This is a genomic window from Pseudomonas sp. AM4(2022) (genome assembly GCF_036346515.1).
Taxonomy (GTDB): Bacteria; Pseudomonadota; Gammaproteobacteria; order Pseudomonadales; family Pseudomonadaceae; genus Aquipseudomonas; species Aquipseudomonas paracarnis.
In genome coordinates this window covers 35,568-54,300 of record NZ_JAOTNW010000005.1, presented here as the reverse complement: position 1 = coordinate 54,300, position 18,733 = coordinate 35,568, and the positions used below count along the sequence as shown (strand labels likewise).

Genomic DNA, 18,733 nt, shown 5'->3' with positions numbered 1-18,733 from the left:
CCATTCGCGCACTTAGACTCAGGCCAATTCCTTCAAAGGTAAACCGCCATGTCCGAGACGCTGCTTAGTTCCCGCAATCTGGCTTTCGAGCTGTACGAAGTCCTCGATGCCGAGGGCCTGACCCAGCGCGAGCGGTTTGCCGAACACAACCGCGAAACCTTCGATGCCGCCATCAGCACGGCGCGCAATATCGCAGAAAAGTACTTCGCCCCTCACAACCGCAAGAACGACGAAAACGAGCCACGCTATGAAAACGGCCAGGCGATCCTGATCCCGGAGGTCAAACCGGCGGTGGACGCCTTCCTTGAAGCCGGCTTCCTCAACGCAGCACGCAGCTTTGAAGCAGGCGGCATGCAACTGCCGACCCTGTTGTCACAGGCCTGTTTCGCGCACTTCCAATCGGCCAACGCCGCCTCGACGTCCTACCCGTTCCTGACCATGGGCGCCGCCAACCTCATTGAGAGCTTCGGCACCGAGGAGCAGAAACAACGCTTCCTGCAGCCAATGATCGACGGGCGCTTCTTCGGCACCATGGCCCTGACCGAGCCCCATGCCGGTTCCTCCCTGTCGGACATTCGTACCCGGGCAGAACCAGCGGCTGACGGCAGCTATCGGCTCAAGGGCAACAAGATCTTTATCTCCGGTGGCGACCATTCGCTGTCGGAAAACATCGTGCATATGGTGCTGGCCAAATTGCCGGACGCTCCCGCAGGCGTGAAGGGCATTTCGCTGTTTATCGTGCCTAAGTTCCTGGTCAACGAGGACGGCAGCCTGGGCGCTCGCAACGATGTGCTGCTGGCGGGGCTGTTCCACAAAATGGGCTGGCGCGGCACCACATCCACAGCGCTTAACTTCGGTGATAACGGCAACTGTGTCGGCTACCTGGTGGGCAAGCCGCACCAGGGCTTGAGCTGCATGTTCCAGATGATGAACGAGGCACGCATCGGCGTGGGCATGGGCGCGGTGATGCTCGGTTACGCCGGCTACCTTTATTCCCTGGACTACGCCCGCGAACGGCCCCAGGGGCGCCTGCCCGATAGCAAAGACCCGAGCACCGCACCGGTGGCGATCATCCAGCACGCCGACATCAAGCGCATGCTGCTGACCCAGAAAGCTTATGTGGAAGGCGCCTTTGACCTCGGCCTGTACGCGGCGCGGCTATTCGACGACACCACCACCCTGGCAACCGACACCGAGCGCAAGCAAGCCCACGAACTGCTCGACCTGCTCACGCCCATCGTCAAATCCTGGCCGTCGGAGTTCTGCCTCAAGGCCAACGAGCTGGCGATCCAGATTCTCGGCGGCCACGGCTACACCCGCGAATACCCGGTGGAGCAGTACTACCGCGACAACCGCCTGAACCCCATCCATGAAGGCACCCACGGCATCCAGTCCCTGGACCTGCTCGGGCGCAAATTGGCGCAGAACGGCGGCGCCGGCTTAAAGCAGTTGATTCGCCTGATCGCCGAAACCGGAGCCCGGGCGCAAAAGCACCCCTCACTCACGGCACTGCGAGAGCCCCTGGAGCAACTGGTAAACCGGCTGCAAAGCGTCACGATTGGCCTGCTGACCGATCTCGCCCAAGGCAAGGTCAACAGCAGCCTGGCGAACTCGGCGCTGTACTTGAAAGTGTTCGGGCACACGGTGATTGGCTGGCGCTGGCTGGGACAGGCGATCCGCGCCGAAGAAGGGCTGGCCAAGGGTGAAGCGGCTGACGCGGCCTTTTACAAGGGCAAGCTCCAGGCCGCCCGGTACTTCCTGACCTGGGAAGTACCGAGCTGCCATCATGAACTGGCGATTCTGGAGGCTCGCGACGATACGTGCCTGGGCATGCAAGACGAGTGGTTCTAAGGCTGACCGATCACCTTGGAAATCACATCGACCGTGGCGCTGACTTGCTCTTGGTAACGGTCGAGTTCCTGCTGGTGAGCCTGTTGCATTTCAATCTGCTCGGCGCACAGGTTCAGCGCGGCCAATACCAGTAGCTTGTCACCGATCAGGGTCGGGTACTTTTTCTTGGTCACGGCCAGGGAGGCCTTGAGCATGGTCACGGCATGCATCAGGGTCTGATCTTCGCCGGCCGGTGCCTTGATCGAGTAATCCTCTCCGAGAATCGAAACGACCTTTATGCCCTCACTCATGCGCTGACAGGCCCTGCACTCACACGCTCAACCAGCGCCTGGATGCGCGCGGCGGTGGCGCCGTGCTTTTCTTCCTGCTCCATCAGGTTCAGTTGCAGGCTGTCGTTTTCGTCCTTGGCGCGGGCCAGCTCGGCCTTGAGGGATTCGTTGCTGCCCAGCAGCTCTTGATTCTGCTGTACGAGGTCGCTGACCAGTTGTTCCAATTGGCTGAGGGATGCTTCTAACATTTTGATTTCTCGGGCTTTTAAAAAGGGCGGTGACGATAAAGAAAATTCACCTCGGATGCCAGGGTTATCCCTGGCGCGCAGCCCGATTTATCGGGGCCGGGCCGCACTTTGGAGCCTTAGTGACTGCAATTACCCGATCTGGTTCCTCCAATGCCCCCAACCCTTGGTCAGATGCGACAAAAGCGCGCAGCGTCTTAAGACTTTAGTCGCATGGCCGATAACGCAGGCACACCTCGTCTCATGGCCGCACGGATCGCGCTTCCCCCCAGGATTCCAGCATGTCTCTTCGTAATATGAATATCGCCCCGAGGGCCTTCCTCGGCTTCGCGTTTATTGGCGCCCTGATGTTGTTGCTGGGTGTGTTCGCCCTGAACCAGATGAGCAAGATTCGCGCAGCCACCGAAGACATCACCTCGGCCAGCGTGCCCAGCATTCGTGCCCTCGACGAATTCACCCAACTGACCCTGCGCCTGCGCGTGCTGTCGTACCGCTTGCTGACCAACCGCGAGCCGGACGTACAGCAAAAGACCCTGGAAGCCTTTGAACTGCGCAATCAGCAGATTCGCACAGCCCAGGACATCTACGAAAAACTGATCACCAGCACCGAAGAGCGCAACGCCTACAACGAGTACGTGCGCTTGCTGGGCCAGTATCGCCAGATTGAAGAGCGCATGAAGAGCCTGTCTCGCGCCGATCAGGTCAACGAACTGCGCAGCCTGCTCAACACCGAGTTGCTGGAAAACTCCGAGCAGGTCAATGCGGTCTTGACCCGCTTGCTGGATATCAATAACGACGACGCCAACGCCACCAACCAGCGCGCCAAAGACCAATACGACATGGCCTTTGACCTGGTGGTAGGCCTGCTGGTGGTTGCCACGGCGCTGACCTTGCTGTTCGCTTGGTTGCTGACCCGCAGCATCACCCTGCCCATTGCCCAGGCGCTAGAAGCCGCCGAAGAAGTGGCCGAAGGCAATCTGACGCGCCCGATCACCGTGGACGGCAACGACGAAGCCGGGCGCCTGCTCGCGGCCATGGCCAAGATGCAACACAAACTGCGCGACACTCTGCAACGTATCGCCGGCTCCGCCACCCAGCTGGCGTCTGCCGCTGAAGAGCTCAATGCGGTCACCGACGAAAGCGCCCGTGGCCTGACCCAGCAAAACAATGAAATCGAACAGGCCGCCACTGCCGTCAACGAGATGACCAGCGCGGTGGAAGAAGTCGCACGCAATGCGGTGAGCACCTCCGAAGCCTCGCGCAACGCCACCACCTCTGCCGGTGACGGCCGTGACCTGGTGCAGGAAACCGTCAGCGCCATCGAACGCATGAGCGCCGACGTGCAAGCCACCGCCTCTCTGATCGGCGACCTGGCCAATGAATCTAGGGATATCGGCAAAGTGCTGGACGTGATCCGTGGCCTGGCTGACCAGACCAACCTGCTGGCCCTGAACGCCGCGATCGAAGCAGCCCGAGCCGGGGAAGCCGGGCGTGGTTTCGCCGTGGTGGCCGATGAGGTGCGCGCATTGGCCCATCGCACCCAGCAGTCCACCAGCGAAATCGAGCGCATGATTGGCAGCATCCAGACAGGCACTGAACACGCGGTAGATTCGATGCGCAACAGCACTGAGCGCGCCGAATCGACACTCAACATCGCCCGAGGCGCGGGCCTGTCGCTGGACACCATCAACACCGCGATTGTGGAGATCAACGAGCGCAACCTGGTGATCGCCAGCGCGGCGGAAGAACAGGCCCAGGTGGCGCGGGAAGTGGACCGCAACCTGGTGAATATCCGTGACTTGTCGGTGCAATCGGCCACGGGTGCAAGCCAGACCAGTGCGGCGAGCGGTGAGTTGTCGCGATTGGCGGTGGACTTGAATGGGATGGTCGGAAGGTTCCGCCTCTAACCCTAAAATCCGCCCCACCCTTGTAGGAGCGAGCTTGCTCGCGAAAAACGCCAACGATAACGCGCGCTTGCTGAATGAACGTGGCGCCTGGGAGTTTTTCGCGAGCAAGCTCGCTCCTACAGAGGCAAGCCCTCTGCCACATTTACTTGTGCGCGAATCAGAAAAAGCTTTTTGACAGCGCAGCAATTCAACAGGTTAGAATCCCTGGCACGCAGACTGCATGGTCAGTTTGCGCCCTGTCTTCCCCTGCACTGGAGTACTGCCTTTGAATGCGACGACCATCAACAGCCTGTTCTTGATCGGCGCGTTGCTGGTGACTGCGAGCATTCTGGTGAGTTCGCTTTCGTCACGCCTGGGTATCCCCATCCTGGTGATTATCCTGGCCGTGGGCATGACCGCCGGGGTCGATGGCGGTGGCATCATTTTCGATAACTACCCGACCGCCTACCTGGTGGGCAACCTCGCCCTCGCCGTGATCCTGCTCGACGGCGGTTTGCGTACCCGGGTGGCGAGTTTCCGCGTGGCGCTGTGGCCGGCCCTGTCCCTGGCCACGGTGGGGGTGTTGATTACCACCGGCCTCACGGGTATGGCCGCGGCCTGGCTGTTCGACCTCAACATCATCCAAGGCTTGCTGATCGGCGCCATTGTCGGCTCCACGGACGCCGCGGCGGTGTTCTCGCTGCTGGGCGGCAAAGGCCTCAACGAGCGGGTCAGCGCCAGCCTGGAAATCGAATCGGGCAGTAACGATCCGATGGCGGTGTTCCTCACCGTCACCCTGATCGACATGCTCGCCAGCGGCCAGACCGGCCTGCACTGGAGCCTGCTCACGCACCTGATCCGCGAATTCGGTATCGGTGGCCTGGTAGGCCTGGGTGGCGGCTGGCTGATGCTGCAACTGGTCAACCGCATCAACCTGGCCAACGGCCTGTACCCGATCCTGGTGATCGCGGGTGGCCTGTTTGTGTTTGCCCTGACCAACGCCCTGCACGGCAGCGGCTTCCTCGCCGTGTACCTGTGCGGGCTGGTGATCGGCAACCGCCCGGTGCGCAGCCGCCATGGCATTTTGCACATGCTCGACGGCATGGCCTGGCTGGCGCAGATCGGGATGTTCTTGGTGCTGGGCCTGCTGGTCACGCCTCACGATTTGCTGCCCATCGCCGTGCCCGCCCTGGGTTTGGCGCTGTGGATGATCCTGTTTGCGCGGCCTCTTTCGGTGATGGTGGGCCTGCTGCCGTTCAAGGCCTTCCACGGTCGCGAAAAAGCCTTTATCGCCTGGGTCGGCCTGCGCGGCGCGGTACCGATCATCCTCGCGGTGTTCCCGCTGATGGCCGGCCTGCCCCATGCACAGCTGTACTTCAACCTGGCGTTCTTTATCGTGCTGGTCTCGCTGTTAGTGCAAGGCACCAGCCTGCCGTGGGTGGCCAAGTTGCTCAAAGTCACCGTACCGCCAGACCCGGCGCCGATCTCCCGCGCGGCCCTGGAAGTGCACGTCACCAGCGAGTGGGAGTTGTTCGTCTACCGCCTGGGTGCAGAAAAATGGTGCATCGGCGCGGCCCTGCGCGAGCTGAAAATGCCCGAAGGCACGCGCATCGCGGCGCTGTTTCGCGGCCAGCAACTGCTCCATCCGTCGGGTAGTACGGTGCTGGAAGTCGGCGATTTGCTCTGTGTGATCGGCCACGAACACAACCTGCCGGCCCTGGGCAAACTGTTCAGCCAGGCGCCGCAACGGGGCCTCGATTTGCGCTTCTTCGGCGACTTCGTACTGGAAGGCGATGCCCAGCTGGGCGCGGTTTCGGCCTTGTACGGGCTCAAGCTTGAAGGTATCGACCCGGACATGCCCTTGAGCCGCTTCATTACCCAGAAGGTCGGCGGTGCACCGGTAGTCGGCGACCAGGTGGAATGGAACAACACCATCTGGACCGTCGCCGTCATGGACGGGAACAAGATTGGCAAAGTCGGCGTCAGATTCCCCGAAGGAAGTCGCCCGGGCCCTGGACTCTTCCTCTAAACTGCGGGACAACAACGCCCCGATTCTTCACTTTGCAAGACCGGTCTCTATGCCAACCCTGCGTACTTTTCTCGCCACTGCCCTGCTGGGCCTGACCCTTTGTGTTGGCAGCGTATACGCCGCCGACCCGCCCAGCGCCGAAGCCGTCCAGCAAAGCCTGGATAAACTGCCCGACCGCAAGCTGCCTGACGCCGACATGAAGGCGCTGCAGGCGACCCTGCAACAGACCCTGACCTACCTGGGCAATGAGCAGGACTACGAGCAGCGCCTGGCCGACCTCAAGCGCCAGCTGGAAGAGGCCCCGCGCCAGACCAATGAGAACCAGCGTGAGCTGGCGCGCCTCAAGGCCACCAAAATCATCCCGGTGGCCCAACGCTACGCCAGCCTGCCGGTGCCTCAGCTCGAACAATTGCTGGTGCAACGCAGCACCCAGCAAGGCGACCTGCAAAAAGAACTGGCCGACGCCAACAGCCTGACCATCGCCGCCCAGACCCGCCCCGAGCGCGCCCAGACCGAAATCAGCAGCAGCCAGACGCGCATCCAGCAAATCAACGCGACGCTCAAGCTCGGCAAAGATAATGGCAAACCCCTCAGCGGCGACCAGCGCAACCAGCTCAACGCCGAACTGGCGGCCCTGAATGCCTTGATTCCCCTGCGCCGCCAAGAATTGGCCGGCAACAGCCAGCTGCAAGACCTGGGCAACAGCCAGCACGACCTGATCCAGGAAAAAACCGCACGCCTGGAGCAAGAAATCCAGGACCTGCAAACCCTGATCAACCAGAAACGCCTGGCCCAGTCCCAGCAGACGGTGACCCAACAGTCCATCGAGGCGCAGAAAGCCGGCGGCAGCAGCATCCTTGCCAAGGAAAGCGCAGACAACCTGAAGCTGTCCGACTACCTGCTCAAAAGCACCGACCGCCTCAACGACCTGACCCAGAAAAACCTGCAGACCAAGCAGCAACTGGACACCGTGACCCAAAGCGATTCGGCCCTGGACGAGCAGATCAACGTGCTCAAGGGCAGCCTGCTGCTGTCCAAGATTCTCTATAAACAAAAGCAGGCCCTGCCGCGTCTCACCGTGGACAAAGACCTGGCCGACGACATCGCCAACATTCGCCTGTACCAGTTCGAGGTCAACCAACAGCGTGAGCTGATCAGCTCCCCCAGCGCCTATGTGGACAACCTGCTGGCCAACCAGCCCCCGGATGAGGTCACCCCGCAACTGCGCCGCACCTTGCTGGAAGTGGCGATCACCCGCAGCGACCTGCTGGAGCGCCTGAGCCGCGAACTGAGCGCACTGCTCAACGAGTCCATCACCCTGCAACTGAACCAGAAACAACTGCTCAGCACCGCCAGCACCCTGCGCGCCACGCTCGACGAGCAAATGTTCTGGATCCCCAGCAACAAGCCGCTGGACACCGAATGGCTGGAAACCGTACCGGCGCACTTGAGCAAGCAGGTTACCACCCTGCCTTGGGCGTCCAGCGTCAGCGAGCTGTATGACGGCCTGACCCAACGCCCACTGCTGTTCCTGCCGTTGCTGTTGCTGATCGGCGCGCTGTTGTGGCGTCGCAATGCGCTGTATGTGCGCCTGAAAAAGGTTCACCAGGACATCGGCCACTTCAAGCGCGACAGCCAGTGGCATACGCCGCAGGCCATCCTGATCAACATCCTCCTGGCAATGCCCGTGGCCTTGGGCCTGGCGCTGTGCGGCTATGCGTTGCAGATCGACGCCCGCGGGCAAAACGCCAACCTGGGCGCGGCCTTGTTGCAGATCGCCCAGGCCTGGCTGGTGTTCTACACCGCCTACCGCATCCTCGCGCCGGGCGGCGTGGCGGAGCTGCACTTTCGCTGGGAAAGGCCCCAGGTCGAATTCCTGCAAGGCTGGATACGCAAGCTCGGGCTGGTGGTACTGGCGTTGGTGGCCGTGGTCGCAATTGCCGAACATCAACCGGCGGCGCTGGCCGACGACGTGCTGGGTATCGCCGTGGTACTGACCTGCTACGGGCTGATGGCTTGGCTGCTGGGCCGCCTGCTGCTGAACAGCCCAACCCACGAAAAGGCCTCGTTGTTTCGCAAAGCTATCGGCGTGGTGTTCACCGCCCTGCCGATCGCGCTGTTTATTGCCGTGTGCTTTGGCTATTACTACACCGCGCTGAAACTCAGCGACCGGCTGATCAATACCCTGTACCTGCTGATGTTCTGGCTGGTGATCGAAGCCACCTTCGTGCGCGGCCTGGGTGTTGCCGCACGGCGCCTGGCCTACGCCCGCGCCCTGGCCAAACGCCAGGCAGCCAAGGAGGCCGGTGACGGCGAAGCGGTGATCGAAGAGCCGACCCTGGACATCGAGCAGGTCAACGAACAGTCCATGCGCCTGATCCGCCTGGCCCTGCTCGGCGGCTTTATCGCGGCGTTGTACTGGGTGTGGTCGGACCTGATCTCGGTATTTTCCTACCTGGACAACGTCACCCTGTACGAATACACCAGCGGCACAGGTGCGAATATCAGCATGGTGCCCATCAGCATCGGCGACCTGCTGGGCGCGTCGATTATCATCGGCATCACCTTCGCCCTGGCGCGCAACCTGCCCGGCCTGCTGGAAGTATTGGTACTGTCCAAGCTCGACCTGGCCCAAGGCAGCGCCTACGCCACCACCACCTTACTGTCCTACATCATTGCTGGCGTGGGCTTTGTCACCACGCTCTCCACCCTCGGCGTGAGCTGGGACAAACTGCAATGGCTGGTTGCCGCGCTGTCGGTTGGCCTGGGCTTCGGTATGCAGGAGATCTTCGCCAACTTCATCTCCGGCATCATGATCCTGTTCGAACGCCCGGTGCGCATTGGCGACACCATCACCATCGGCAACCTGTCGGGCACGGTGAGCAAGATCCGCATTCGCGCCACCACCATCACCGACTTCGACAACAAGGACATCATTGTCCCGAACAAGACTTTCATTACCGGGCAACTGATCAACTGGTCGCTGACTGACACCATCACCCGCGTCACCTTGAAACTCGGCGTGGACTACGGCTCGGACCTTGACCTGGTGAAGGAATTGCTACTCAAAGCCGCACGGGAAAACCCGCGGGTACTGAAAGAACCCGAACCCCACGTGTACTTCCTCAACTTCGGCGAAAGCACCCTGGACCACGAGCTGCGCATGCATGTGCGCGACCTGGGCGACCGCAACCCGGTGCTCGACGAGGTCAACCGCTTTATCAACCGTGAGTTCAAGAAACAGCACATCAACATCTCGTTCAGGCAGATGGAGATCTACCTGAAAAACCTCCACGGCCAGGAATACAAACTGGTACCGGCCGAAGATGAACGCAAGACCATCGCCGAGCCCCTCGACAAGCCCGACGCACCGGAGCCTCCCGCAGGCAAAGTGGTGGATGCGCCGGAGCCACCACCCAGCAAACTCGACTAAACGCCCTATCCCCAGCAGAATGCTCGGACATTCTGCTGGAGATGGCCGGTGAAAGCCCTCGACGAACTGACCTTCGACAACCGCTTCGCACGCCTGGGCGATGCATTCTCGACCCAAGTATTACCCGAGCCCCTCGACGAGCCGCGCCTGGTCGTCGCGAGCAAGGCTGCCATGGCCCTGCTTGACCTCGACCCGGCCGTGGCCGAAACGCCGGTATTTGCCGAGCTGTTCGGCGGCCACAAGCTGTGGGCCGAGGCAGAACCGCGGGCAATGGTGTATTCCGGGCATCAGTTCGGCGGCTACACGCCACAACTGGGCGATGGCCGCGGGTTATTGCTGGGCGAGGTCTATAACGAGGCCGGCGAGCATTGGGATTTGCACCTCAAGGGCGCTGGGATGACGCCTTACTCGCGCATGGGCGACGGGCGCGCGGTGTTGCGCTCTTCGATTCGTGAATTCCTCGCCTCCGAAGCCCTGCATGCGCTGGGCATCCCCACCAGCCGTGCCCTGTGCGTGATCGGCTCCAACACGCCGGTATGGCGGGAGAAGCAGGAACGCGGGGCGATGGTTTTACGCCTGGCCCATAGCCACATCCGCTTTGGGCACTTCGAATATTTCTACTACACCAAGAAACCCGAACAGCAGGCCGAGTTGGCCGAACACGTGCTGAACCTGCACTACCCCGAATGCCGCGAGCGACCCGAGCCTTACCTGGCGATGTTCCGCGAAATCGTCGAGCGCAACGCCGAAATGATCGCCAAATGGCAGGCCTATGGTTTTTGCCACGGCGTGATGAACACCGACAACATGTCGATCCTGGGCATTACCTTCGACTTTGGGCCCTTCGCGTTTCTCGATGATTTTGACGCGCATTTCCTCTGCAACCATTCCGACCATGAAGGGCGCTACTCCTTCAGCAACCAGGTGCCGATCGGGCAGTGGAACCTCAGCGCCTTGGCCCAGGCGCTTACGCCGTTCATCAGCGTTGACGCACTGAAAGAAGCCCTCGGCCTGTACCTGCCGCTGTACCAGGCGCACTACCTGGACCTGATGCGCCGCCGCCTGGGGCTGACGACCGCCGAAGAGGATGACCAGACGCTGGTGGAGGGTTTGCTCAAGCTGATGCAGAACAGTGGCGTGGACTACACGCTGTTCTTGCGCCGCCTGGGGGATGAGTCCGCGGCGCTGGCCGTGACGCGTTTGCGCGACGACTTTGTCGACCTGGCCGGGTTCGACGCCTGGGCCGAGCAGTACAAGGCCCGCGTTGCGCGGGACGGGGATGACACCCAGGAACAGCGCCGTGAGCGCATGCACGCGGTCAACCCGCTGTACATCCTGCGCAACTACCTGGCCCAAAACGCCATCGCCGCCGCCGAATCAGGCGACTACAGCGAAGTGCGGCGGCTGCATGAGGTGCTGACCAGGCCGTTTGAGGAACAAGCGGGGATGGAGCAGTACGCGCAACGGCCGCCGGATTGGGGCAAGCATTTGGAGATTAGTTGTTCGTCGTGACCCCTTAGATAAAGGTCTCCACCGACACCCCGAAACGCTCGGCCAGCCAACGAATCTGGCGCACGTTGAGCTGGCGTTTTCCACTCAATACCTCAGAGACGACTGATTGCGCCCCAACCCCCGGAAGGTCGCTCTGGGTGAGGTTGTGCTCGCGCATCATGTAGCGCAGCACATCGACCCCGCTGGCGACGGGCATTGGGCGATGCTCTCGATCATAAGCTTCGATCCAGTCGCTGAGAATGTCGACCAGGCTCATTAGCGGGCTGTCCTCGTCTTCACCCACCAGGCTCAACAACTCATCCAAACCGCACACCAGTGCGTCGTAGTCTGCCTCGTTTTCCGGCTTGCGCAGCACAGGCGAAACGAATTGCCAGTGCTCTGCCGCCACTCGCATAAGTGCGCTCATCTGATTTTTTCCTTCCATTTGTCCTTCTCATAATCGCGATGGTCAAGCAGATGCTTGATGTAAACGCGCTGCATTCGATACTGCACCGAGGCAATCAACCTCAGCTTGTTACCGCCAATATCAAACACATGAAATTCACCTACCTTGTCGGTGGCAGGAAACATGGCTTTCATCGCAGCGAAGTCCTTGGGGGCGTTGCGCTTGATCACGCGATACCACTGATCCAGAGCCGTTGCCGAGCGCGGCCATTTTCCTTTTGCTTCCCAGATCCTGCTTTCACTGATGACTCGCATGCAACGTCCTTATCGCATCTTGCTATGAAGGTTAAACCTGAATTCGAGCTATCGCAATTTGCTATAGCCGCAAACAGACGGGTGGCGCACAACAAAAGCCTAGTCACACGATTTATCCCGGCGCGGGCGAAACTGTGAGCGAATAAGTCCCCTGCACCCAGCCTTGATAAATCCCAGTTCCGGCACCAAATACACCTATTGGCCAGACCCCAAGGAGCCTCCGATGTCCGAACCTCTTGTCATCCCCTGCCCACATTGCAACGGCCTCAACCGCATCCCCGGCGAACGCCTGGGTGATGCGCCCAAGTGCGGGCGTTGCAAGCAGCCGGTGTTGCTGAACAAACCCTTTGATTTGAAACAGGGCGACTATGCCAGCCAGATCAAGGGCGACTTGCCGTTGCTGGTGGATGTGTGGGCCGACTGGTGCGGGCCGTGCAAGTCGTTTGCGCCGGTATTCGAGCAGGCTGCCGGGCAGCTGGAGGGTAAGTGCCGGCTGGCGAAGCTGGACAGTGAGGCTAACCAGCAGCTATCGGCTCAGTTGGGGATTCGCTCGATTCCCAGTTTGATTCTGTTCAAGAACGGTCGCGAAGTGGCGCGCCAGAGTGGGGCGTTTCCGTTGCCGCAGCTGATGAGCTGGTTGCGTAGCCAGGGGGTGTAAACACCCCCCGCCATCAACTCGGTCAATGTGGGAGCTGGCTTGCCTGCGATGCAGGCGACTCGGTCTGCCTGGTACACCGAGGCGATGCTATCGCAGGCAAGCCAGCTCCCACATTGAATGCATTTCAGCTTTAGGTCAGGGGGGCTTCGCGGTCCATCATCTGGCCGACCAGCATGACGCCCAGTTCGCTTAATTGGTGAATCGCCAGAGCCACATCGCGATGTTCGCCTGTGAGGTCGTTGGACAAGTTGAGTAATAGCGTGCGCACGGAGGAGAAGGTTTCGTAGCTGTTGAGCACGAGGGCTTCGGTGGGGAGGTTGGGTGTAACGGTATAAAGGTTAACCATGGATCGTCTCCGAGTAGAGGAGCCGCAACCTACCGCTACTAAACGGAGGGTGGCAGCTGTACGCAGGTTAGTAGACCGGGGAGACGCAACCGGCGCGCTTGAAAGCGCCCTCCGTACAGCCACCATCAAATCCAGGAAGATCCTGATGACGATTTGCCGTACGTCTCACCACGGGCTACTAAACCCGATCACTGAACATTCAGCGACCGGCAAACCTTAGAGACGCCCATCCAGACGCACAAGCCGGCGGATTCTGGCGTAGCTGTAGGCAAGGTTACAAGGCACAAGCCCCATTGCCAGACCCTTCCTACAGACCTTGTGGGACAAATCCAACTCACCTGCCGAAATGCAAAAAATGTGGGAGCGGGCTTGCTCGCGAATGCGCAGTGTCAGTCGCCGTATAAGCTGACTGACCCACCGCTTTCGCGAGCAAGCCCGCTCCCACAGGAATCAGGCGTTCTCAAGTAAGTTATGCAACTCCACAAACTGCTGCGTCAGCTTATGTCGTGGGTCCAGATGAATCAGCGGCTTGCTCTCCTGGTGCGACTCGCGCATACGCACCGAGCTGGCCAGGTACACCGGCAGTACCGGCAGCCCTTCGGCAATCAACTCATCGAGAATCTGCTGCGGCAGGCTCGCCCGGGCCTGGAACTGGTTGACCACGATGCCTTCCACTTCCAGGCCTTCGTTATGGTCGTCCTTCAGTTCTTCGATCTCTGCTAGCAGGCCATACAAAGCCTGGCGCGAGAAGCTGTCGCAATCGAATGGAATAAGCACACGATCAGCCGCAATCAGCGCCGAAACCGCATAAAAATTCAGCGCTGGCGGCGTATCTAGGTAAATCCGGTCGTAATCTTCGCTCAACTCATCCAGCAGCTTTCGCAGCTTGTTGATCTTGTGCTTGGCTTCGAGCTTGGGCTGCAGATCTGCCAGCTCGGCGGTGGCGGTGATCACGTGCAGGTTGTCGAACGGCGTTTCGTAGATATCCACCTTGTTCTTCTTCGAAAACGGCCCGGAAGACAACGTCTGCTTGAAAAAATCCGCGATCCCCATGGGGATGTCGTCGCCCGTCAGCCCGGTGAGGTACTGGGTTGAGTTGGCCTGTGCATCGAGGTCCACCAACAGGGTTCGATAACCTTCGCTGGCGCTGACCGCCGCCAGGTTGCAGGCGATGCTGGACTTGCCCACGCCGCCTTTTTGATTGAACACCACGCGCCGCATGGAAAAACCTCCGTGTATCAATGAATCCCCCGAGTGTAGAGCGCAAAAGCGCCGGTTAGCTACCTCGTTCATCCTAACGCGCTGCCTGGCTCACAAATGAATGGAAACCGCGCAACGATCGAGCCCGGCCTTCGCTCGCCGATAATCTGTAAATTCTTCCAACTTATTTGTGATCAATAGTGAACAAATTTTCACCACTATTTGCTAGAACCCCACAGCACCGGGATAATGCGCGCCATACGGCCATTGCTCCCTGTCCCGGAATCCGGGGCCATTGGCCGCACATGGAAGCCCGCAGGGGCGGGATAACTTCTCAGTGATCAACTTCAACATCGCCCAATGGCGCGCCTGGGCTCCTGGCCTTGAGAGTGCGGACGACTGGTACGCCTGGTGCCGGGACCCGGTGTTGCCGCCTGTCAGCGAAGCGTCCCCCGATGTGTCATTTTTGCCAGCCATGCAGCGCCGCCGTCTGAGCCGGCTGGCGCGCATGGCGTTCAGCGTCGGCTGGCCGCTGGCCGAGGGCCTTGAAGACCTGCCACTGGTGTTTATTTCCCGCCACGGCGAAACCCCGCGCACCCTGGACATCCTCAGCGACCTGGCCAACGAGCAGCCGCTGTCGCCCACTCAGTTCAGCCTGTCGGTGCATAACGCGGTGATTGGCCTGTGGTCGATCCTGCGTAATGAAACCAGCGAGATGACCGCTCTCGCCGCCGCCGGCGATGGCCTCGAACACGGCCTGCTCGAAGCCGCCGCGTTGCTCAACGAAGGCGCCGCCGCCGTATTGCTGGTGATCACCGAAGAACAACCGCCCCACGCCTACGCCAGCTGGATTACGGATGTGCCCTTCCCCTACGCCCTCGGCCTGTTGCTCACGCCGGGCGACGAGTGGCAACTGGAACTCACCACCGGCACTGTCCAACTCACTCAAACCCAGTGGCCCCACGCCCTGAACCTGCTGCGCACCCTGCTGACCGAACAGGGCGCCTGCCAACATGCCTGGAAGAACCGAGTATGGAACTGGCAACGCAAGCCCTGACCCACAAGCCACGGCAGGCCTACTACTGGCGCCTGTTTGCCACGGCCCTCAGCTTTTGCCTGTTTGGCATCGGCGGGCTGTGCCTGCGTTTGCTAGTGTTTCCACTGCTCAGTTGCCTGCCGGGCGACGCCACCCAGCACCAACGGCGCGCACGCCACACCATCAGTTGCCTGTTCTGGTTTTTCATTCGCCTGATGAAGGGCCTGGGCATTCTCACCTACAGCGTCGAGGGTGCCGAAAAGCTTGGCCGCCCTGGCCAGATGATCGTCGCCAACCATCCGTCGCTGATCGACGTGGTGTTCCTGATCGGCCTGATGCGCCAGACCAACTGCGTGGTCAAGCAGAGCCTGTTCCAGAACCCGTTCACCCGCAGCCCGGTACGCGATGCCGGCTATATCAGCAACGACGGCAGTGCCGATATGCTCGATGCCGCAGCCGATGCCCTGCGCGCCGGCCAGACGCTGATCATCTTTCCCGAAGGCACCCGCACCCCGCCGGGCGCGGCGCCGGCCTTTCATCGCGGCGGTGCGGCCATTGCGCTGCGGGGTGCGACAATCATCACGCCGGTGGTGATCAAGGTCAGCCCCACCACCCTGACCAAGGCCGAACCCTGGTATCGCATTCCCCACCGTCGATTTCACTTCAGTTTGCGCGTGGGCGCCGATATAGAACCACAGGCGTTCGCCGCGCTCGGCGCCGCGCCCCAGGCTTCACGCAAGCTCAACGATCACCTGCATCACTATTTCATTAAGGAGCTCGCCGAAGATGAGCGACCAACACCGCCTTGAGCACGACATAAAGACGCTGATCATCGAGGCCCTGGGCCTGGAAGACATCAGCGTCGACGACATTGGCAGCGACCAGACGCTGTTTGGCGAAGGCCTGGGCCTGGATTCGGTCGACGCGCTGGAATTGGGCCTGGCGATCCAGAAAAAATACGGCATCAAAATCGATGCCGACGCCAAGGACACCCGCAATCACTTCACCAACGTGGCCAGCCTTGCGGCATTCGTCACGGCCCGACAGGCAGCTTGAGACCGTACCATGCAAACTCGTGACGATATCTTCAACACCCTGCGCGACGCCTTGGTGGAACTGTTTGAACTGCCCCCGGAACGCGTCACCCTTGACGCCAACCTGTACCAGGACCTGGAAATCGACAGCATCGACGCCGTGGACCTGATCGACCACATCAAGCGCCAGACCGGCAAGAAGATCGCCGCCGAAGAGTTCAAGGCAGTGCGCACGGTGAACGACGTGGTAGAGGCGGTGTACCGTCTGGTCCAGCCCGCCGCATGAGCCGGCTGATCGGCCTTGGCCTGTTATTGGCGGGGCTGCTGTACCCCTTCGCGGTGTATTACGGCACCGAGCACTTTGCACCCTGGCAGTTCGGCTTGCTGCTGGGCAGCTTGTGGCTGTTGCGCGCGCTCACCGCTGCGCAGCGCCCGGGCAGCCGTTGGATGGCGGTGGTGGTGATCGTGTTTTGCCTGGCGCTGGCCTGGTTCGATAACCCGCAGTGGCTGCGCTGGTACCCGAGCCTGGTCAGCGGGTTCATGCTGGCGCTGTTTGGCCTGAGCCTGAAATACGGCCCGCCGATGGTCGAGCGCCTGGCGCGCATGACCGACCCCCACCTGCCGCCCCACGCGGTGGTGTATACCCGCCGGGTCACCCTGGTGTGGAGTGTGTTTTTTCTCTGTAATGGCCTGCTCGCCGCCGCGCTCACCCTGTGGGCGCCGCTGAGCTGGTGGACGTTGTACAACGGCCTGATCGCCTACGGGTTGATGGGCCTGTTGTTTGCCGTGGAATGGCTGGTACGACAAAGGGTTCGAGGCCGCGTATGAATGGGTTGAAACTTGAGCACTTGCTGCTTGAGCCACTGCAAGATCGCGGGGTGACCACCGAGCCCCTCATGAATCACGCGCAACTGTGCGAGCACTCCCTGAGCCTCGCCGCAGGCCTGAAAGCCCGGGGCATCCGACGCCTGGCCGTGCACTTGGAAGACGCCGGCCTGCTGGCGATTGCACTGCTGGGCGCCTGGCGCGCCGGTGCGAGCGTGCTGCTGCCCGCCGACCTGCAACCCCAGACGCGCCAACGCTGGGCCAATGCCGTGGACGCCTGGCTGGTCGAAGCCAGCGACCTGGACGCGCTGTATCAAACGCCCTTGGGCGCCGCCGCCCTCGACCTGGACACCTGCCAACTAAGCCTGTGCACCTCCGGCTCCAGCGGCGAGCCCAAGCGCATCGACAAGTCCCTGCGCCAACTGGCCAATGAAGTGGAGGCGCTGGAAGCCCTGTGGGGCAAAGACCTCAAGGACGCCTGCATCATCGGCAGCGTCGCCACCCAGCACATCTACGGCTTGCTGTTTCGCGTGTTGTGGCCGCTGTGCGCAGGTCGCACCTTTGTGCGCAAGCAACTGGCGTTCCCCGAGGACATGCAGCGCGCCAGCCGTGAGCACCCACAATTTGCCTGGGTGGCCAGCCCTGCGCTGCTCAAGCGCATGGGCGACAACCTCGACTGGCCGGCACTGAGCCAGGTGGCACGGGTATTTTCCTCCGGTGGCGCGTTGCCAGTTGACGCCGCGGGCAGCCTCTACGACCGCTTGCAACAATGGCCCACAGAAATCCTCGGCAGCTCGGAAACTGGCGGCATCGCCTGGCGCCAGGGCGCGCAACCCTGGCAGCCGTTTGCCGATGTGCAACTGAGCCAGGATGCCGACGGCGCTTTACGCATCGCCTCAAAGTACTTGCCCGAAGGGCATGTCGAGCAGACCGCCGACGCTGCACGCATCCATGCCGATGGCCGTTTTGAATTGCTGGGCCGCCTGGACCGTATCGTCAAGCTGGAAGAAAAACGCATCTCCTTGCCGATGTTGGAACAAGCGCTGATCGCCCATGAATGGGTGGCCGACACCCGCCTAGGCGTGGTGCAGGAAAATCGTGCCTCCCTGGGGGCCGTGGTGGTGCTCACCGACGCGGGGCTGCATGCCCTGCGCAACCAGGGGCGCCGCACGCTCACCCAGACCCTGCGCCAGCACCTGAGCCAACATTGCGAGGCCCTGGCCTTGCCGCGCCGCTGGCGTGTGCTGCGCCAATTGCCGCTGAACAGCCAGGGCAAGCTGCCCCAGGCCGATATCGAAGCCTTGTTACTGGCGCCTCGCCCCAAGGGACCTGAGGTGTTGAAGCAAGTCGAAACCGAAGGTGAATGGACCTTGCAACTGAGCATCCCACCGGACCTGGCCTATTTCAGCGGGCACTTCCCGGTCACCCCGGTTTTGCCGGGAGTGGTGCAGGTGGAATGGGCGTTCAACCTGGGCCAGCAATTGCTCGACCTGCCAACCCGGTTCGCCGGTATGGAAGTGCTCAAGTTCCAGCAACTGGTGCGCCCGGGCGATCAGATTGAACTGCACCTGCGCTTTGACCGGGAACGCAGCAAGCTATATTTCACCTACCGCAACGGCGTTGCCGCCTGTTCCAGCGGACGGATAGTGCTGGAGCCCGCCCATGCATAAGCCGTTTTTGTGGCGAGGGGGCTTGCTCCCGCTGGAGTGC

The 18,733-nt window shown here is 61.3% G+C and carries 18 protein-coding genes and 1 pseudogene; 13 read left to right on the top strand and 6 right to left on the bottom strand.

Annotated elements, in window-relative coordinates; translation table 11 throughout:
• Positions 1 to 48 precede the first annotated feature (48 nt).
• Entirely contained in the window at positions 49 to 1,851 is a 1,803-nt protein-coding gene (locus ODQ19_RS08680; RefSeq protein WP_330209809.1) for an acyl-CoA dehydrogenase, read from the top strand.
• On the opposite strand, the gene ODQ19_RS08675 is transcribed toward ODQ19_RS08680, so the two are convergent.
• Complete coding sequence (locus ODQ19_RS08675) at positions 1,848 to 2,141, bottom strand: cell division protein ZapA (protein ID WP_003187971.1); 294 nt, start codon at positions 2,139 to 2,141, stop codon at positions 1,848 to 1,850. The genes ODQ19_RS08680 and ODQ19_RS08675 overlap by 4 nt on opposite strands.
• Positions 2,138 to 2,368, bottom strand: a complete 231-nt coding sequence (locus ODQ19_RS08670) for a hypothetical protein (protein WP_003187970.1) — start codon at positions 2,366 to 2,368, stop codon at positions 2,138 to 2,140. Before ODQ19_RS08670 ends, ODQ19_RS08675 begins: the two co-directional genes overlap by 4 nt.
• 278 nt (positions 2,369 to 2,646) lie before the next feature.
• Here ODQ19_RS08670 and ODQ19_RS28155 point away from each other — a divergent pair.
• The 5 genes and pseudogenes from ODQ19_RS28155 to selO all read left to right on the top strand — a co-directional run.
• Positions 2,647 to 3,369 (top strand): annotated as a pseudogene (locus tag ODQ19_RS28155) (MCP four helix bundle domain-containing protein); the annotation flags it as partial.
• Positions 3,370 to 3,399: 30 nt separating this feature from the next.
• On the top strand, positions 3,400 to 4,272 hold the full coding sequence (locus ODQ19_RS28150) for a methyl-accepting chemotaxis protein (protein ID WP_371915192.1): 873 nt from the start codon (positions 3,400 to 3,402) through the stop codon (positions 4,270 to 4,272).
• A 265-nt stretch (positions 4,273 to 4,537) separates the two neighbouring features.
• Positions 4,538 to 6,280: a potassium/proton antiporter gene (locus ODQ19_RS08660; RefSeq protein WP_044270843.1), complete on the top strand. Its 1,743-nt coding sequence runs from the start codon at positions 4,538 to 4,540 to the stop codon at positions 6,278 to 6,280.
• A 49-nt stretch (positions 6,281 to 6,329) separates the two neighbouring features.
• Complete coding sequence (mscK, locus tag ODQ19_RS08655; RefSeq protein ID WP_330209807.1) at positions 6,330 to 9,713, top strand: mechanosensitive channel MscK; 3,384 nt, start codon at positions 6,330 to 6,332, stop codon at positions 9,711 to 9,713.
• A gap of 48 nt (positions 9,714 to 9,761) precedes the next feature.
• Positions 9,762 to 11,225 carry a protein adenylyltransferase SelO gene (gene selO, locus ODQ19_RS08650; RefSeq protein WP_330209806.1) on the top strand — a complete coding sequence of 488 codons (1,464 nt, stop codon included), beginning with the start codon at positions 9,762 to 9,764 and terminating at the stop codon, positions 11,223 to 11,225.
• 4 nt (positions 11,226 to 11,229) lie between these two features.
• Here selO and ODQ19_RS08645 read toward each other — a convergent pair whose 3' ends face one another.
• Positions 11,230 to 11,631, bottom strand: a complete 402-nt coding sequence (locus ODQ19_RS08645; RefSeq protein ID WP_046070589.1) for a helix-turn-helix domain-containing protein — start codon at positions 11,629 to 11,631, stop codon at positions 11,230 to 11,232.
• Positions 11,628 to 11,924 carry a type II toxin-antitoxin system HigB family toxin gene (locus tag ODQ19_RS08640; RefSeq protein WP_043047206.1) on the bottom strand — a complete coding sequence of 99 codons (297 nt, stop codon included), beginning with the start codon at positions 11,922 to 11,924 and terminating at the stop codon, positions 11,628 to 11,630. Before ODQ19_RS08640 ends, ODQ19_RS08645 begins: the two co-directional genes overlap by 4 nt.
• A gap of 223 nt (positions 11,925 to 12,147) precedes the next feature.
• Here ODQ19_RS08640 and trxC point away from each other — a divergent pair, with 223 nt between their 5' ends.
• Complete coding sequence (gene trxC, locus ODQ19_RS08635) at positions 12,148 to 12,582, top strand: thioredoxin TrxC (RefSeq protein ID WP_032893915.1); 435 nt, start codon at positions 12,148 to 12,150, stop codon at positions 12,580 to 12,582.
• A gap of 130 nt (positions 12,583 to 12,712) precedes the next feature.
• Here trxC and ODQ19_RS08630 read toward each other — a convergent pair whose 3' ends face one another.
• Positions 12,713 to 12,928: a DUF6124 family protein gene (locus tag ODQ19_RS08630; RefSeq protein ID WP_116666217.1), complete on the bottom strand. Its 216-nt coding sequence runs from the start codon at positions 12,926 to 12,928 to the stop codon at positions 12,713 to 12,715.
• Positions 12,929 to 13,378: 450 nt separating this feature from the next.
• Positions 13,379 to 14,149, bottom strand: coding sequence for a ParA family protein (locus tag ODQ19_RS08625; protein ID WP_020301660.1), 771 nt, complete (start codon positions 14,147 to 14,149; stop codon positions 13,379 to 13,381).
• A gap of 316 nt (positions 14,150 to 14,465) precedes the next feature.
• Here ODQ19_RS08625 and ODQ19_RS08620 point away from each other — a divergent pair, with 316 nt between their 5' ends.
• From ODQ19_RS08620 to ODQ19_RS08595, 6 genes are read left to right on the top strand one after another with little or no spacing between them, the layout of a single operon-like run.
• Complete coding sequence (locus tag ODQ19_RS08620; protein ID WP_073524779.1) at positions 14,466 to 15,185, top strand: beta-ketoacyl synthase chain length factor; 720 nt, start codon at positions 14,466 to 14,468, stop codon at positions 15,183 to 15,185.
• Positions 15,161 to 15,973, top strand: a complete 813-nt coding sequence (locus ODQ19_RS08615) for a lysophospholipid acyltransferase family protein (RefSeq protein ID WP_116666215.1) — start codon at positions 15,161 to 15,163, stop codon at positions 15,971 to 15,973. The genes ODQ19_RS08620 and ODQ19_RS08615 overlap by 25 nt, the downstream gene beginning before the upstream one ends.
• Positions 15,951 to 16,220 (top strand): phosphopantetheine-binding protein, encoded by a 270-nt coding sequence (locus ODQ19_RS08610; protein WP_032904077.1) that lies wholly within the window; start codon positions 15,951 to 15,953, stop codon positions 16,218 to 16,220. Before ODQ19_RS08615 ends, ODQ19_RS08610 begins: the two co-directional genes overlap by 23 nt.
• 9 nt (positions 16,221 to 16,229) lie before the next feature.
• Positions 16,230 to 16,484 (top strand): acyl carrier protein, encoded by a 255-nt coding sequence (locus ODQ19_RS08605; RefSeq protein WP_003187949.1) that lies wholly within the window; start codon positions 16,230 to 16,232, stop codon positions 16,482 to 16,484.
• A complete protein-coding gene (locus ODQ19_RS08600; RefSeq protein ID WP_003187947.1) occupies positions 16,481 to 17,026 on the top strand; it encodes a membrane protein in 546 nt (181 codons plus the stop codon). Before ODQ19_RS08605 ends, ODQ19_RS08600 begins: the two co-directional genes overlap by 4 nt.
• Positions 17,023 to 18,693 (top strand): ApeI family dehydratase, encoded by a 1,671-nt coding sequence (locus ODQ19_RS08595; RefSeq protein WP_330209805.1) that lies wholly within the window; start codon positions 17,023 to 17,025, stop codon positions 18,691 to 18,693. Before ODQ19_RS08600 ends, ODQ19_RS08595 begins: the two co-directional genes overlap by 4 nt.
• The last annotated feature ends 40 nt before the right edge of the window (positions 18,694 to 18,733 follow it).